The sequence below is a fragment of the Streptococcus sp. DD04 genome, assembly GCF_001578725.1.
Classification (GTDB): Bacteria; Bacillota; Bacilli; order Lactobacillales; family Streptococcaceae; genus Streptococcus; species Streptococcus sinensis.
On sequence record NZ_KQ968980.1, the window covers coordinates 81,422 to 98,765 of the forward strand.

Annotated in this window: 13 protein-coding genes; 1 reads left to right on the top strand and 12 read right to left on the bottom strand. The window is 40.9% G+C overall.

Going from position 1 to position 17,344, the window contains the following annotated elements; genetic code table 11:
* The 12 genes from STRDD04_RS11185 to hisS all read right to left on the bottom strand — a co-directional run.
* The coding region (locus tag STRDD04_RS11185; RefSeq protein WP_062201519.1) for a hypothetical protein at nucleotides 1–993 on the bottom strand (993 nt) is incomplete at its 3' end.
* Complete coding sequence (locus tag STRDD04_RS08530) at nucleotides 990–2,048, bottom strand: hypothetical protein (protein WP_231853923.1); 1,059 nt, start codon at nucleotides 2,046–2,048, stop codon at nucleotides 990–992. The genes STRDD04_RS11185 and STRDD04_RS08530, both read right to left, overlap by 4 nt.
* Complete coding sequence (locus tag STRDD04_RS08535) at nucleotides 2,045–3,073, bottom strand: hypothetical protein (protein WP_062201521.1); 1,029 nt, start codon at nucleotides 3,071–3,073, stop codon at nucleotides 2,045–2,047. Before STRDD04_RS08535 ends, STRDD04_RS08530 begins: the two co-directional genes overlap by 4 nt.
* Nucleotides 3,070–5,067 carry a hypothetical protein gene (locus STRDD04_RS08540; protein WP_062201522.1) on the bottom strand — a complete coding sequence of 666 codons (1,998 nt, stop codon included), beginning with the start codon at nucleotides 5,065–5,067 and terminating at the stop codon, nucleotides 3,070–3,072. Before STRDD04_RS08540 ends, STRDD04_RS08535 begins: the two co-directional genes overlap by 4 nt.
* Nucleotides 5,068–5,070: 3 nt before the next feature.
* The gene (locus tag STRDD04_RS08545) at nucleotides 5,071–5,439 is read right to left on the bottom strand and encodes a hypothetical protein (RefSeq protein WP_062201524.1); all 369 of its coding nucleotides are present in this window, start codon (nucleotides 5,437–5,439) and stop codon (nucleotides 5,071–5,073) included.
* Nucleotides 5,440–5,449: 10 nt separating this feature from the next.
* A complete protein-coding gene (essC, locus tag STRDD04_RS08550; RefSeq protein ID WP_062201526.1) occupies nucleotides 5,450–9,853 on the bottom strand; it encodes a type VII secretion protein EssC in 4,404 nt (1,467 codons plus the stop codon).
* A 23-nt stretch (nucleotides 9,854–9,876) separates the two neighbouring features.
* Nucleotides 9,877–11,127, bottom strand: coding sequence for a type VII secretion protein EssB (gene essB / locus STRDD04_RS08555; protein WP_062201528.1), 1,251 nt, complete (start codon nucleotides 11,125–11,127; stop codon nucleotides 9,877–9,879).
* A complete protein-coding gene (locus STRDD04_RS08560; RefSeq protein ID WP_037618144.1) occupies nucleotides 11,120–11,368 on the bottom strand; it encodes an EsaB/YukD family protein in 249 nt (82 codons plus the stop codon). The genes essB and STRDD04_RS08560 overlap by 8 nt, the downstream gene beginning before the upstream one ends.
* A gap of 90 nt (nucleotides 11,369–11,458) precedes the next feature.
* Nucleotides 11,459–11,923: a type VII secretion protein EssA gene (gene essA, locus STRDD04_RS08565; protein WP_062201530.1), complete on the bottom strand. Its 465-nt coding sequence runs from the start codon at nucleotides 11,921–11,923 to the stop codon at nucleotides 11,459–11,461.
* A 12-nt stretch (nucleotides 11,924–11,935) separates the two neighbouring features.
* Nucleotides 11,936–14,938, bottom strand: coding sequence for a type VII secretion protein EsaA (esaA, locus tag STRDD04_RS08570; protein ID WP_062201531.1), 3,003 nt, complete (start codon nucleotides 14,936–14,938; stop codon nucleotides 11,936–11,938).
* Nucleotides 14,939–15,017: 79 nt separating this feature from the next.
* The gene (locus tag STRDD04_RS08575) at nucleotides 15,018–15,305 is read right to left on the bottom strand and encodes a WXG100 family type VII secretion target (RefSeq protein ID WP_037618154.1); all 288 of its coding nucleotides are present in this window, start codon (nucleotides 15,303–15,305) and stop codon (nucleotides 15,018–15,020) included.
* 197 nt (nucleotides 15,306–15,502) lie between these two features.
* Nucleotides 15,503–16,783 carry a histidine--tRNA ligase gene (gene hisS, locus STRDD04_RS08580; RefSeq protein ID WP_062201533.1) on the bottom strand — a complete coding sequence of 427 codons (1,281 nt, stop codon included), beginning with the start codon at nucleotides 16,781–16,783 and terminating at the stop codon, nucleotides 15,503–15,505.
* 180 nt (nucleotides 16,784–16,963) lie between these two features.
* Here hisS and STRDD04_RS08585 point away from each other — a divergent pair, with 180 nt between their 5' ends.
* A complete protein-coding gene (locus tag STRDD04_RS08585; RefSeq protein ID WP_002899327.1) occupies nucleotides 16,964–17,305 on the top strand; it encodes a metal-sulfur cluster assembly factor in 342 nt (113 codons plus the stop codon).
* Nucleotides 17,306–17,344: the final 39 nt, after the last annotated feature.

A 17,344-nucleotide genomic window follows, 5' to 3' on the forward strand; every position in this document is an offset into this window, starting at 1 on the left:
AAGATGTTCCTGTCCATCTTTCGAACTAGCTGCTGGAATGGTGATATCCTTAAAAATATTTGTACCCTCTGGAAGAACCAGCTTTAAGAGAGAGATTTCAAAACGAACATCTTCTTCTCCAAGAAAATCTAGTTCAGACAACACCCCTTTGCTTAATATATCAAACACCTTTGGATATTTGCTTGACAAGGACAGGTATTGGGATTTTTCTACTGGTTCTTTAAAACCAAAGTTAGAAAAGACAAAGGCAAACTTTTCGCTTGAAAATTTATTATTCGAAATAAGAATATCATCTAACTTCGGTTTGTATGATTCTTTCTTATCGTTATAAAGATCTTTGGAAGTTTTACCAGATGGAGTAGTTGCTACTATCTTTCCATCCTCTATATCAATAAGCCCATTTTCCATTTTCATTTCTGGCTGTTGACCAATAGCCATACTAATTGGTAAGTAAGTTTTTCCTTGTTCCGTATACAAGAAATAATTAACGTCACGAACTCTTCTTGGAATATAATCCTTATTATATTCCCTCACCATCTGAAATACATCATACGTTTTTTGTTTGATTGTCCCATCTTTCGTGTCATAGACGTCTAACAACCAGTACTCTCCCTGCTCAGGAATATTACTTTTCAAATATGGCACCGCATCCTCTTCAAGAATCCAATACTTATACGTGGCTGATTTTAACTTATAACTTTGTTGGATAATATAGCGTTCTCCATTAACTCTCGTCATTGTTTCTACATTGACACGCGAATCATATTTCTTAGCCTCTTCCGCATCTTTCAACTCCGACTCATTATCCCACTCAATCGCTACTGCCTTGTTGTCATCCATGAATTCATAACTTGCAATTTTTACCCTTGGACTCCACATAACAAACTGAGTAAGTTCATACCTACGATATGCCTGATAAGCAAAGTAAAGTCCTATAACAGTGAGTGCAAGAAGCATGACTTGAACTATTTTTGATTTTATCAGTCTTTTCATTCTTCCTCCGTACTGGATTTATAATATTGTAAGAACTCTTCTTCGCTTTGAACCAAATGTTCCTGTCCATCTTTCGAACTAGCTGCTGGAATGGTGATGTCCTTAAAAATATTTGTACCCTCTGGAAGGACTAGCTTTAAGAGAGAGATTTTAAAACGAACATCTTCTTCTCCAAGAAAATATAATTCAGATAACAACCCTTTACTCAATATATCAAATACCTTTGGATATTTGCTTGACAAGGACAGGTATTGGGATTTTTCTACTGGTTTTTTAAAACTGAAGTTAGATGAATCAAAAGTAAAATTTTGGCTTGAAAGTCCATCATTTTGATCGATTATTTCTTCAAAAGCGTCTCTATTTTTTATTGTATTTTGAAAAACATCATAAAACTCTTTGCCTGGCTTTCCAGACGGTGTTTCAGATAAAATTTTTCCACTCGTCAAATCAATTATACCTATAAAAGTTTTAGCACTTGGTTCACTATTCACAGCCATTTTTATGGGTAAATAATCTTTTTCATTCTCAGATTGTAATAATTTTGATGATTCAGCAACTCCAATTGGAATATAATCCTTATTATATTCCCTTACCATCTTAAATACATCATAAGTTTTTTGTTTGATTGTCCCATCTTTCGTATCATAGACGTCTAACAACCAGTACTCTCCCTGCTCTGGAATATTACTTTTCAAATATGGAACCGCATCTTCTTCAAGGATCCAATACTTATACGTGGCTGATTTTAATTTGTAACTCTGGCGAACAATAAAATGTTCCCCATTGGTCGCTGTTTTACGATTGTTTACATTGATACCTGAATCATATTTTTTAGCTTCTTCTGCCTCCTTTAATTCTGACTCATTATCCCAATCAATTGCTACTGCCTTGTTATCATCCATGAATTCATAACTTGCGATTTTAGCCCTTGGACTCCACATAACAAACTGAGTAAGTTCATGCCTACGATATGCCTGATAAGCAAAGTAAAACCCTATGACAGTGAGTGCAAGAAGCATGACTTGACCTAATTTTGATTTCATCAGTCTTTTCATTCTTCCTCCGTACTGGATTTATAATATTGTAAAAACTCTTCTTCGCTTTGAATAAGATGTTCCTGTCCATCTTTCGAACTAGTCGCTGGAATGGTGATATCCTTAAAGATATTTGTACCCTCTGGGAAAACGAGTTTTATCATATCTATGGACGTTTGCAAATCATCATCAGATGCAAGTTTATATATATAGCTTGTTTCAGGATTTTTAGAAATTATTTCCATAGATTTCGGGTATTTTCTATTTAAGAGCCAGTGTTTTGTATTATCTCCAAGTTTCCAAAAATGAATATCATTATCGCTAACATAAAAATCATGATCTTCAAATAGCTGTGAAAAGGAATCTATCGAACCAAGTCCAATTTTAGGCGAACTCTTTTTTTGATTGTTTGGGTCAATATCTACAATCTTTCCTGTCTCTAAGTCTATCAATCTCTTAAGTAATTTGGATTCGTCTCTGACATCAGTGATGGTATCTTCTTTTTTCCGTAAAGAAATCGTTAGATATTCCTTACCATCTATACTGTCTATCGAATACTTATTTAATATAAAAGCAGGATAATAGTTCTCATTATAATTTCTAGTGATCTCAAATACATCCAACACTTTCTTGTCTAACTTTTCACCCTTAGTGTCGTAGACATTTATTTTCCAATATTCCCCCTTATCTGGATAATTTTGTTCCAGAATAGGAAAATCATCTCGCACTTCATTCCAAGCGGATTTTGCTTTGAATCGCGCCGCATAGGAAACAAGGAAACGTTTGCCAGCTATTCGCCCTGGAGAGCCAAATTTAGGCTTTTCATCAAGAACACTTACTTGTTGATTAACTTCTTTGTTGCTGTGCCAATCAACTGTAATCATCCTACCGTTTTCAATAAATTCATAATCCGTAATTTCTGTATCTACTATCCAATATTTATATTTAGATAAATCTTGTTTTTTAAACTCTCGAATCCCAAATACAAAGAGCATACATACACCAAGTAAAATTAGAAAGATAGCACCAATTTTTTTAGTTTTCACTTGACTATTCTCCCATCATCATATTTTTGTCTTAGATAATCATAGAACTCTTTCCCATTAGAATTGTTACCATAAAGCTGATCCATTGCTTCAATTCCTTTTTCCAATTGTTCAATCTGACTCTTATTCATTCCTTCAAACGTCAAATCTGTTTCTTCTCCTAAAAGATATTTTATTACTTTAGAATCATATTGTTTTTTGACATTTTCTCCTTTTTTAGGATCGTAATCATCAGATACATATCCTTTTTTTAATATTTTTTTATATTGAGAAATAGCTGTTTTATATTCATTACTATCTAATGATTTTTTCTTTATAAACGATGTCACACCATCACTGTCAAGTTCCTTCTTTCGTAGAGTCACATCAAAACTGTAATAAAATTCATCTGAAATTGTAGTGTTTCCATATCCTCTAAAAATCCATCCTCCCTTATTTACTATCAGATTTTTTATTTTTAAGATGGCTTTCTTTTCTTCTAAACTTAATCCTTGGTTGGTTTTAACATAGTCTACTGAACTTTTCAAAATAGCAGATAAAGATGTACCAAATGCCCCAGATAAATTAACTTCAGAAGGATCTAATTTACTTGCACCACCAACCATATCTCCTGATGATATTAATTTTAACGCAGCCAATGTTAACTTTAATTCTGGTGCAGAAACTGTAACAAAACCATCCCCTACTGAAAATAGGACACCTTTTAGCAACTCATTTGCTGCATCTTTTCTCTTTTGTTCAATTTCAGCAAATTTAACTTTTTGTTCAGCAATATTTAATACAGTTGCATCTTGAGCAAAATCACTTGTGTATTTTGACTTCTGACCCCAAACTCCAGTTATTGTAAAACCTAACTCTCCAGATTTATTTCGCTTAAATTTAATTGACTTCGGATTATTAATCTTTTCAGACATTGAACCAGGACGTACTTCAAGCTGGTTCTCTCCATATCCAACAATAAATAATCCTCGCGTGATACCTAATAGCTCATTGATTCCCTTCTCTTTTTTCTTTAATTGGGATAATTTTTTTGAACTATAACCATTTTTTATATACTCTGTATCCATAGCAAATTGATTTGTAATAGCTAATTTTTGTTGTGCTTTCACCATTCTTGCAAACAACTCTGAATTATATGTATTTTTATTTTTTCCAAGGTGACTATAGTATATATCAAGTTTTCTAAATTCATCATTAGCTGCCCACATAGCAACTCCTTCTGACATAATATATAGAACAACATCGCTAACATTATCAAAATTTACCTTTTTCACAGCATTGACATCACCAAATGCCGCTTCAAGCGCAAGAGCCTCATCTTGATTGGTTATCTTATCCAAAAAATATGGCTGACCTTGCGAAAAAGCATTAAATACAGCTCTAGGAGAGAGGCTAAATATTATCTGCGCCTGACTGACAACTCCTTTTAAGTCGCTTATTGTGCCAATAACCTGCTGCAAATTCGCATTAAAAGTATCATGGGCACTCTGAAACGGTGTGTGGGTATTCAGACGAGCATTAGAAGCGTCGTCTAAGCCATTGGCCGTAGTGTTTGTAATACCTGACAAGTCAATAGATGACTCTTCTAAAGCCTTCGTCGCAGTATCTAATGCGGACTGCAAGGTTTTAGCGACAGATTGTAATGTATCCTTTTGCTCACCAGTTAGCTTATTACGAACAGAAGTATTGCCTGATTCACTAGTCCAGGCTTCTTTTGTAAATCCAACACCGCTGACCCCTGATTCAAAATCACTGACTACAGTCGCATATTGCGTTAAAGCATCCGGGATCTGATTAAAAACCTGACTCTGTAAATCATTAAGGCTTTGTAAGAATGCATTGATAGCCAGACCTTCCGAACCTTCAATCTGAGTATTGAAGGTTCGAGCAGTATCATTTGTAGCAGTACTTAAATTCTGTGAGAATTGCTTGATGGACTCAGCGTACTGCCCTATCCCAGGTAAATCGTATACTTTGATAATATCATCACTCATTGATCAATTCTCCTTTGTATTCGCAATCTCGTAGCTGAGGGCATTCATCCTAAATCGCAGTCCTATTTCTTCTGACTTTAAAGTATCGATTTTTATCTTTAATTTTGATATAGTATTAGTTTTATGTGTTTCGTAATTTGTAGAGGCGTTTGTCAATAATGTTTCCTCATTCGCAGCTTCCTGTTCATAAGGAATACCTGCCAAATTATTCGATGATTTAATAGAATCATATCCGTTTAATACATAGGTTATTTCTGTAGAGACACCCGAAAGTGCAGCTAAAGCACTCTCTAGCTCTGCAATTTTTGCAGTGACTTTTGAGAATCGGAATGATAATTCATATAACTGAGCTTGTAATGCTGCTTTTCCCATTGCTTCCCCCTTACATCATTAATACTTTTATTTTACTTGCACGACCATCAGCTATATAGTAATGGACTTGTTCTGCTAGCGGTTCTTCTTTCAGTGGTCTGCTGTTAACGGTCACAACAGCTTGATCGTTAATGCGCATGGACAGTATCGCTTGTCTATAGGTCTTGATAACTTTTGATACACTGTCAATCTGCTTAATCAGTTGACTGCTACTGAGAGCTACTGTACTATAGCCGGCTCTTGGTCCCTTCTCCAAGACAAAGAGAAGAGAAGACAAGTCATCTAAGCTCATATCCTCTACCAACTCCAACTGATTATAGAGGATAACAGTAGCCTCATGCTGGCTCTTACGTTTCTCCAAGCGCTCTTTAATTTTCGATTCCATAGTCGCAATACCCACTTGATATTCTTCTGGTTTATCTAGAATAGTCACTCCCTTCATTTCAGGAAGATTGTGATACTGCGGCGCAAGGATAATAATCTTTTGTTTGCTTCGAGCAATCTGCTGAGTTAAGATAAGCATTTGCTCCTCTTTGTCTGTCAGATAAAGCAAATTACCCTTAGAGATATCCCAAATAACAGGCTCCACTGTTTCTATGTCTAGTCCTAATGGTAATACTCCTTCTCCATAAGTTGCCTGAACAGCTGGGCGATTATAGAAATCATATTCCGTCAGTTCATCTGGTACCATTGGCACCTCTTTCGGACGGATTCCCATCCAATCCTGATTGAGCTCATTCACTCTGTTACGAAGGTTATTAATGACTTGAATGTCATTCTCCCCTGAAACGGGTAGAGCCAACTGAACACTATTTAGTTCTTCGCGTTTCATCAGTGCCCGACCCTTAATGTCTTCCATCAAGTTGACCAATGGATCATTTCCGGTAACCTCTTTAATATCTTGAATGTCATTCTGCTTAAGCGTTAGTTGGTGCTTAAAGTTAGCATAGAGAATTGCTCGCAGGTTACTCTTACGACCAGCAGTGATTAAGAGATGGACTCCAACACTCAAGCCTTCACGACCAATTCGCATAAGCAGCTTAAAGAGCGATGGCTCAAACGGTTCCTCTTTCATGGACTCAAAACTATCCAACATCACTACAATCGCCGGTTCTTCCTTACCGCTAGCCTCACGATAGAGGGCGATGGTACCCACACCATACTCGGATAGAAGTTTCTTCCTGCGGTTGAGCTCGCTCTCCATAATCCGCACAAACTTGGCCACCTTCTCACTTTGATCTAAGAGAAGCGTATCCGCCACATGCGGGAGATTCGCCAGAGGCGCCAGACCATTGGTCCCAAAGTCAAGGAGATAGAGGGTCAGGTCTTTCGGACTGTGCTTTCTCGCCAAGTCCATGGCCGCACTCTGCAGGAAGGTGGTCTTCCCAGTCCCCGGACTGCCGTAAAGCAGGATGTTGCCATCCCTAGTTAGGTTGATATGAGCCACTTCCTGAGCCTGTTTCTGCGGCATATCTGCCAGACCGATCAAGAGGTTCAGATCGCTTTGCCCCTTCTCCCATTCGGCTTGATAGTTGATCGGCTCTAGCTCCTCTAAGGTCAGCCGCTCTTTGAGCGGTGGCAGCCAAGGCTGTGGTACAGGAGCGATCTTCTGCTTCTCAGTCAGAAGTTTGATGTTCTGCACAATCGCGTCAAGCTCCGTCGGTACTTCCTTAATCTCATCCGCATCTTCTAAGCCAGACAAGTCTTCATTCAAGACTTCGTATTGACCCAGATCATTGATCAGGTAGATGGTATGGTCCTCAATGCCCATGTCGTCCTTATCCGGCTGGTAATCCGCCCCCGACCAGGCTGACTGGAAGAGTTCATAAACTTCATTATTGCCGACTTGGAGATAAGCACGACCCGTTTGGGTAATCTCTGCCGCATCTGGCGTGTGAAGCATTTCGTTGGAGTCAGACCGATCCGCCACCTTGAGCGCAATCTTAAAGCGCGAGTTGGACCAGATCTGGTCATCTACGACACCGGATGGTTTCTGGGTCGCAAGGATCAAGTGAATCCCAAGAGACCGCCCGACACGAGCGATGGACACCAGCTCCTTCATAAAGTCAGGCTGGTTGACCTTGAGTTCCGCAAACTCATCCGAGATGAGGAAGAGATGGGGTAGGGGCTCAGTTGCTTCTCCTGTCTTAAATTTCTTTTGGTATTGATTGATATGATTGACTTCATATCGGTTGAAGATCCGCTCTCTGCGGTGGATCTCCGCATTGATAGAGACCAGAGCCCGCATGGATTGGGCACCATCTAAGTTGGTAATAGTTCCCAAGAGATGCGGCAGATCCTTAAAGAGATGAGCCATTCCCCCACCTTTATAGTCGATGAGGAGAAAAGCCACATCATGCGGATGGAAGTTGACGGCGAGGGAGAGGATATAGGACTGGATGGTCTCCGATTTCCCAGATCCAGTTGTTCCGGCAATTAGCCCGTGCGGTCCATGCGCCTTCTCATGGAGATTGAGCTGTACCAGATCATCCTTACCGCGTAGGCCAATCGGCACCGCCAAACTCTTATAAGGTGCATTCTTACCCCAGCGCTTAGGAACTTGCAGATCATCGAAGGTCTCTGCCCCATACATCTCCATAAAGGTGACCGTATCAGGGATTGAGCTCTTGAGATTCTGTAAGTGATTGAGCGGCGCCAGCGTTCGAGCAATCCGCTCCTTGTCATAGTCCTCTGGAAAGTGGTCTAAGCGAAAGTCAGTTTCCTTCAGCACCCCTTCTTCCATGACCAGTTGTCCCGTATTGCGGTCCTTGATATTGATAACCGTCTGGATATTCTCAGACAGCGAGCTCATCACATCTTCCACGAAGACAAGCGAGCAACCCAGAGCTGTCGGATCCTCTGTGAAGAATTCCATGATAACATGGTCCAAAATCAGCTTCTCATCCGTAATCAGAACCACATAATGGGGATGAAAGAGCGTGCTTTCCTGACGAGTCGCCTCTTCCTGCTGGGCGCGTCGTAGTTTCAAGATTTGATTTAGGCTGTTTAGAACCTGATCTCTCGTCCGCTGGTTATAGACGAAACCACGGACGTTCAGCTCCTGAAGCTTGGCATGGGGGAGCCAGCGCATCCAAGACCACTGAGCCCGCTCTTCCTCAGGCAGAATGGTGATAAACTGCACATCGTGGTAAGAATGGAAGGTTGCGATTTGCATAACTAGCAGCTGTAGCTGTTCTAAGACCAAATTTCGAGGACCGATATAGCCCACTGGCCCATGACTGAGATTAGCTGGAATGGGCATATCCGGAATTTTCCGATGCCGAGTGTAGAGGGCATAACCCTCCTCTTCCAGCGCATCTTTCTTACCACTGCGTTCCTGCTGCCCATAGGTCAGCTGGTAGCTGGTTGGGAGTTTTCCCAGACCCAGACGATAGTAAAGAAAGTCAAAATGGAGCGGTGTCTTTTCATAAATCCGGTGGTTATAGCTCTCAACCAAGTCGGTCAACTCCAATACTGTCGGAAAGTGGTAGTGCATCCCTTCCTTTTGTTCCCGCTCAAGCTTGGTCAATTCCATAGCCTTGTCTTTCAAGTAGAGGTGATAGAGGTCTACCCTTTCTTTCTTGTCGGCCTTATACTTCTTGCGGTTTTTGATAAAGCCACGAACCGAAAAGACAATGCTGGCAGCCGACATAGCCATAGTAGCCAGAATATAAATTCCCCGCGGCTGGATGAGCGTAATCAGGATAACCACCCCAATCATCAGAAGCGGTGGAACGATTAGCTTTAAGAGCTCATCGCTCGGTTTGTGAGGCTCTTGACCTGGTGGATTGAGCAGAATCTTATCTTCACTCCCTCGGTAGATAATCCGTGGAGAACGGTGGTAATCCGGATAATCCTCATAAAATCCGTAACGAGACGGCTCTCTTAACGCCAGTTGACTACCAGTCTGAGCTGGCCCATGTATCCAGACTTCATCAGGATAAAACTTAATGGTCACAGAACCAATACTAATTTCATCACCGAAGCTGAGAGCCTGCTGATTCATCTTTTCTAAGTGATTATTTCGATAAAAGTCCCCCTTAAGTCGAGTCAGAATCCAGTTGCCCTGAGACTTTTGCAAGAGAAGCTCAATGCCTTCGTCCAGTTTGATAAGAGCCCCTTTTTGAGAACCGATGCGGATCTCCTGTTTGTCTAAGAGGTCATAAACTCGTGGTTCGTCATTCCGCAGATAAAAGACGACTCTCCCTAGCATCAGACCATCCTTCACGACACCTGCTTCCTCACCATATTGGTAGAAGACTTCCTCGCCATCTGCCTTGAGTTGGATTGGTCTATCTTGTTGATAGAGATAAACTTGTGCCTTCTCCGTTGCGCCGAGCAGGACTGTCTTGTCTGCTCCCAGCTCTACTTCATAACGCAGACCTTGTGTATAGAAAATTACTTGTTTTGTCATGTTTTCTCACTCCTTGGCCTGTTTTAGTTGCTGGAGGACGATTTCGTCTCAGATGAGGACTTGTTTTCTGAGACTTCTTCTTGTTGGCTTGATGTGCTAGAGCTAGACTCACTCGCCAAGAGCTCACTTCGGCTATCCCAGTATTTCTTATACTCATTTTCTAGGGACTCTAGTTTAGCCTCTCGGTCTTTACCTGATAGCTTGTCATCCTCACGAACTTGCTTGATTTCCTGAGTCAAGGCATAGAGGATCAGGTCGCTGTCATTGATCCGTTTAGCAGTATCCAGCGCATCTTCAAAGCTATTCCGACCGATTTGAATCCAGTAAGTCAAGTAGAGCTCATCCGACTTGAGAGTGACATTATTAAGGATAACCTTCTTTTGATCAGAAGAAAATTCTAACCCTTGGATATAGGAGTACGCTAATTCATACTTTTGAGTATTCGGTAGGCTAGATGGAGCAATGCCTTCTAGTTCTGTAATAACTCCACTGTAATCCACCTTGATAAAGGCCGTGTCTGCCTGCAAAAGTTTTTCTTTAAAGGGATTTTGCAAAAAAATCAGGTAGATAAGTGGAATGAAGAGCAGAACCATGCTCACTGTCAACCAGATAGTGGCCAGCTTAAAGACCCGGTGCCGTCTGCTGGGTACCAAGACTAAATCCGCCTTTTCCTGAGCTGATTTTTCCAAATAATACTTCTCCAAAACAGCTACCCCAGTGGCTAAGTCCTTTGTCTGGCGCAACTCGTTCAAAAAGTCTGGCAGAGTTTCCAATTCCAGTGAGCCATTATAAAGGTCCATAAAATCTAGGTCGCTAAAGAGTGTTACTGCAAAACACTTAGCCTGACGCAAAAAGTCCTCTGCTGATAGAGACTGGGGTGTCATAATCCCCGGTACACTTCGATAGGCAATCTTGGCTTGGGCATCTTTAGTAATAAAAAGATTGGCTGGATGCAAAAGAAAAGTAACCGGCAAATCTAAAGCTGCCTCCAAGGCAAAAACATTGAGAGCCAACCGAATTCGCTCCGAAATCGTACGAGTCTTGAGCTCCTCATAGCTAAGAGCATGAGACTCCAGCTCATAGGTAAAGGTCACACTATCTTCATCCACCACCATAGCCTGCTCTAAAAAGAGAGGATGATGCAAATCCAAGAGCAATAATTCCCGCAAATCCTGACTGGCCACATCTGAGCGCTTAAGACTCAGCTGCCAATTTGTTTCATTTTTTTCATAGATAAATGGCTGTTCGCCAAAGACAAATCTTTCCTCAGTCACCTGGTATCTCCTCTATCTCTACTAAATCTCCTGTCGTCATAGGATAATCCGACAGATACTTGCCTTCATCCAGCAACAAGCCTTTATTGACAATCCGCAGCTGGTACTTTTTTCGTTCCGTTCCGGGATTAAAAATACTATCAATTTCCCGAATAAGCCGACGTACCTCAATCCGCTGGGGAATCCGAATATCAACATCTCGATCTTGCAAACGTAGGGTAATATTGATATGCTGTTCCATCTCTCACCTTTCTCCTTTTTTATATGTCCTTCTCCGATTATTATTGACCTACCTCTGACGACTATACAGACTCAACCTTCCAAAGCCAAGCTAATCCATCTCTGCTGTTGCCACTCGGTAGCTGACAACACCCGTTACTCCAATAATCACTATAACGAGGCCTGCATAGAACATCCCAGGCAGAAAATCACCCCAGTCACTGGTCTCTTCATTTTCCATATTTGTCTGGAATTTGGATAAATTTTGAGAATTGTGTTGAAATAGTTGTTCTTCAGGCGATTTTTTCACTGACCCCTGTATAGCAGAAAACAGCTGGTCCCTTTCGGTGATCAACTGTTCATCTTGATAATGCTGGATTTCCTGCAGTTTCTTTTGAGTCGCCTCGTTGAAAAGCTCTTTGATTTGTTCGGACTGCACACCAAAATTCAACTCCTCTTCCTTCTCAAGTCGGGAGTTATCAATCTGTAGACTATTGTCCTTCAGGTCATCTGCAGCAGCCATCGAGACTGCTGCACATGCTCCCAAGGTAAGAAGTAAGAGAAGTATTTTTTTCATATCCTTATTTTTCTATACTTTTTCAGTTTGAGTCATTTGATATTGAAGACTTCTTGTTCTAATAAAGATATTGGCTGCAAGTAAGAGAACTAAAACAATCAACATCGCAAAGAAGACAAAGAAGCTGGCAGGCTGTCCGTCAAAGTAGCCTGAAAGCAGACTTTCCAAGACTGACAGAGCATTAAGATCCTTGATAAAGGCTGGGAACCCTGTCAGACTAGCTGTCGTGCCAATCGCATTTGAGAGGTAGACAAAGCTAATCATCATAAAGAAGGTAAGCCCCATACCAATAACACGGAAATGCTTGAGTAACAGATACTGTCCTTGGATTAAGATGAAACCAGCCGAAACCATCAGCAAGACCCATGATGGCACATATTCACGACCAACCTGAAGCTGAATACTAGATACAATCCCAATAATTAATCCAATAGTTAGAGCTAGGAAAGACAATATGCCGACATTCATAATATCCGTATCATACAGTTTGTCCAATTTGAACTTATCCTTGACCTTGCGGATAACATTTTGTGTCGCAAAGAGATACGCTGTAAATAGACTAACAATCTCTAGAAGCAAAATCCAAGTGAAGGGACGGTAAACATTGACGGTTGCCTTGACAGAAGAAGAACTTTGTGCCACTGGACTAGATAAGAACTTAAGAAGAATTTCATTCGGCACACCATTTTCATAGGCATTATTGAGAACCTTGACAAAGGACTCGACAAAGTTTCCATTAGCAGCCAATTCTTCATTAAATTGCGCCATCAAAGAATCCGCATCATGGGATAGTTTTTCAGTGCTACTTTGAGCATTAGCCAATTCGCGATTAAGGTTAGTAAAGATTTGATTTACAGACTCAGCTGCTTTAATGTTATTCTGAGAGGAAGACTTCACGCTAGATGTTTCTGTCAGCAGAGAACTATACTCAGAATTAAGCGAAGTCAGCTCAGAATCCGTCTTAGCAAAAGCTGCTTCATTATTACCTTTCGCAGTAGAAATATTTGCTAGACGATTCTTCAAATCGCCATAGAGATTAATTTGGCTCTTAATTATTTGTCCCAATGTTTCATTATTGGATCTAACAGTTGCAATCTTTTCCCTCAACTGACCGATAGATTCATCCATCTTTTTCTGAACACTTGCGTCTGACTTACCATTCTCATCCAGAGTAAGACTAGCTTGATAAGTAGACAAATTATCCTGGATGGCTCCTATTAAAAGATCACTCAGGACTTTGTTCATAGAGCCTTTTTTCAGATTTTGCAATGAATCGTAAACCTTTAGTAAACTTTGAACACGCGTATAAGCAGAAGCAATCTCCTGTATTTTTTGGGCATAAGCCGCTGCTGCATTCCGCACTCCCTGAACATCTATAGGGGTACTGATAGCTTGGATACCATCAAGAGATATATTAATGAAAGCTTCTGTTGAAGTACTAGCGGGAACATTGGTAGTAGCTGTTGAAGTACTAGTGGTAGCATCGGTAGCTTCTGTTGAAGTACTAGAGGAAGCATGGGCCACACTGTAATGTACCACAAAAGTTCCACCAGTCTTCAGATTAAGTTCCTGACCAGATGTGATGTTAGTACCATCATAGGACACAGAATGAATTGTCACCCCTGCAGGAGCTTCCCAGGAAACCCGTGCTGTTGTTCCAGTCTGACCAGCAGATTCGCTAGTTACAGTAGCCTGACTAACTAAACCAGCCAATTCAGCAGAAGTGGTTCCGTTAGTTGGTGTACCGAACTGTCCGACAGTACTATAATCCAGATTCGGAATAGTGACACGGGAAATACCAAACTCAGAAAATGACTGACCGCTGAAATTTTCAGCTGGCAAGGCTGCTACAGCCATAGCTAATTGATCTTTTACTACACTCTCAGCATCATTCAATTCTTCAAGATTGGCTGTATTCAGCACCTTTTCCAGAGTAAGAGTGTCTCCTTTTTCCAAACCGTAGTACGTATTTATCTTCTCGGTAACAAAGGTTTCTATAACTGCCTTGTGAGCATCTAGTTTAGCTCGTTCTGCCGTCAAAGCAGCTTCTAAAGCAGTGACTTGGTTGCCCAGATTGTCAGCACCAGAATTATCTTGACCTATTTCTCCTAGCTGAGTTGTCAGACTTTCCTGAGTATTTTTTAAAGTCCTATATAGTCCCTGAGTCTCTGCATCCAAATACTTTGCATCCATCTCCATCAACTGCTTCATAAACTCTCCATGGCTGATCTTGTCTTCCCCCCGTTGCTTGAGTAGGCCATCAAAATTCTTGCCATAAGTGGACTGCGAGCTATCTAGATGGTCAAAAACTTGTGAATAGCTTTCTAAGGTCGTCTTCAAAGCATTGTTAGCATCCACAGAGGAACTAGACATGTTAAAAAGGGTTGGAAAGATATTTTTTGAGTTAGTAGCCGTCCCTAGCAGATTAGTTCGGTAAGTACCAATATTGGTTGCTTGCACTTGAGAGCTGGCTTGTACATTTTGCTGAGCAGTATAAAGGTTGCTCAGGATACTAGCCATATACATATCAACCAGCTGACTATTGAGGTCAGCAATGATATCCTTTGCCAGCTTATTCGCATCATTTTCAACCTGCAAATTTCCTGATGCATTGACCTTGTAGGTCACTGTTGTTTTATCCACATTGATATTGTTGATATCTAGAATCTTTTCAGAAAAGTCACTCGGAATGGTCAGAACCAACTGATACTTCCCTTTTTCCAGACCAGAATCCGCTGCTCCGCGTGTCACAACAAACCAATTTTGTGAATTGTCTCGCTCGATATTTTTTACATAGCTAGCACCAAGATTATATTCTTTTTTATCCACGCGCACAGACTGGTCTTCATTAACAATAGCTACATTAAGCTTAGTCTGTTGACTGGTTTTTAGCTTAGTATCATTACTGCTTGTCGTGTTTTTTTGCACTGATATATTCAAAACAATTACTGTAAAGAGCAAAAAAACAACCAGCAAACTATTTCCTATATACTTTAAAAGTCTCTTATTTCCCATTTCTCTATTTTCAATTCTCGATATTTATATGATATAAAAATAGGAAGGCTCTCGCCCTCCTAAAGCCGTTTATAAAAAATTAACGAATTTGTGCTGCGATGTCTTGGTCAGTTTGTTCAACGATATCAGCAACTTTAATCAACTGAGCATTAATGTCTTGAAGCAATTGTGCAAATTCTTTAATTTTTGGAGACAATTCGTTGAATTGTTGTTCAAAACTATCGAATGCAGAACCATCCCAGTTTTCAGAGATAACTGCTTGCTCACGAGTTAAGCTTGTAAGCACTTGATCCACACTTTCTGAACCTTCTGTGTAACGTTGTGCTGAAGCACGCAATTCTTCTGGAGTCAATTTAATTAAAGCCATGAGAATCTCCTTTTTTTATTAATGATAATATTATTGTACCAATAAATGAGTTTAGTTTCAAGCTTTTTAATAGAAATAAATCTATTTTTCATGAAAAACAGAAAATTAAAGCCAATCTAAACTAGATTTTAGTTCAAGATGCTAGTATCAGTTTATTTTCAGCTTTAAAGGCTTACTTTCCAAGATATAAGCGTCTCTTAAAACCCTAATTCTTTAAAAACAGTTTGAAAATCTTCTATAAGTTGAGTCAGGCTAGCTGTCACTTCTTGACGTGTTGTGTTATTTTTCACAGTCACCTGATTGCTTTCAACTTCACTTTCACCTAGTGTGATAAGGATTTTAGCATTAAAGCTATCAGCTGACTTGAACTGGGCCTTAAGCTTGCGGTCTAGGTAGTCCCGCTCTGCTGCAAATCCTTGTGCGCGAAGAGCCTGTACCAGCTCCAAAGCACTGCCATTGGCGTCAGTCCCTAAAACAGCGACATAAACATCCAAACCAGCCTCAATCGGCAACTCCACTCCCTGCTTATCCAACACCAGAAGTAAGCGTTCCAAGCCCATGCCAAAGCCGACAGCCGGTGTTTCCGGACCGCCAAAGTAGGCAACCAGCCCGTCATAACGGCCACCAGCACAGATAGTCAGTTGGCTACCAGCCACCTCTGTCGTAAACTCGAAAATCGTGTGGTTGTAGTAATCCAGTCCGCGAACCATATTGGTATTAATGACATAAGGAATCTGCAAGGTCTCCAGCATGGACCGAACAGCCGCAAAGTAAGCACTGCTCTCTTCATCCAGATAATCTAGGATTGACGGTGCACCTTCTACTGCCACCTTGTCTTCGGGCTCTTTGGAATCCAGCACGCGCAATGGATTTTCCTCCAAGCGACGTTGGCTGTCTGCTGAGAGACCAGCCTTAAGCGGGGTCAGATAATCAATCAAGGCCTGACGGTAAGCAGCTCTGCTCTCAGGATTTCCCAAAGAGTTGAGCTCTAAGTTAACATTTGTGATACCGATATCCTTGAAAAATTGGGCAGCCATGGCAATCATCTCTACATCTGTCGCAGGATTATTAGAACCAAAGCACTCCGCACCAATCTGGTGAAACTCCCGCAAACGACCAGCCTGAGGCCGCTCATAGCGGAACATAGAGCCCATATAGTAGACTTTGACAGGCTTTTGCACTTCAGGAGCAAAAAGTTTATTCTCCACATAAGAACGCACCACGGGCGCTGTCCCCTCTGGACGCAGAGTGATATGGCGATCCCCCTTGTCATAAAAGTCATACATTTCCTTAGTCACGATGTCTGTCGTATCACCGACCGAGCGGCTAATGACTTCATAGTGCTCAAAAATCGGTGTGCGGATTTCGCCGTAATTGTATTTTCTAAATGTCTTGCGGGCAAAGTCTTCTACATACTGCCACTTGGCTGATTCTTGAGGAAGAATGTCCTGAGTTCCTTTAGGTTTTTGTAATTTCATCTTCTGACCTCCGCCTTCTTTAGTACTTATATTCTATCATAAGTCCGCCATTTTGAGGAGTCCGAAAGGGATTTTTCGTTTGGCAGAACTAAATCCGTTTTCATGTTCCAAAATAGCTTGAAAAAAAGTCTGAATTGTGAGAAAATAAAAACAATTCAAGTCAGATAGAAGGGGATAGCCATGAGAGACGATATCAAAATCAATGACCGAGCAGCTGCAATTCAGGACAAATTGGTGGAGAAGCTCGAGCGTATTTACGATCCGGATGTAGAGTTGGATGTTTATAACTTAGGGTTGATTTATGAAATTAACTTAGACGAAAACGGCCATTGCAAGGTTGTTATGACCTTTACTGATACAGCCTGCGACTGTGCTGAGAGTCTGCCCATCGCCATTATGGACTCTCTTAAGAAAATCGATGAGATTGAAAGCGCCTCTGTTGAGGTTACTTGGTCTCCTGCTTGGAAAATCACTCGTATCAGTCGCTTCGGCCGCATTGCCCTGGGAATCAGTCCTAGATAAGAAGATGATTCGTTTATCAGCATTTAAAACAAAAACACC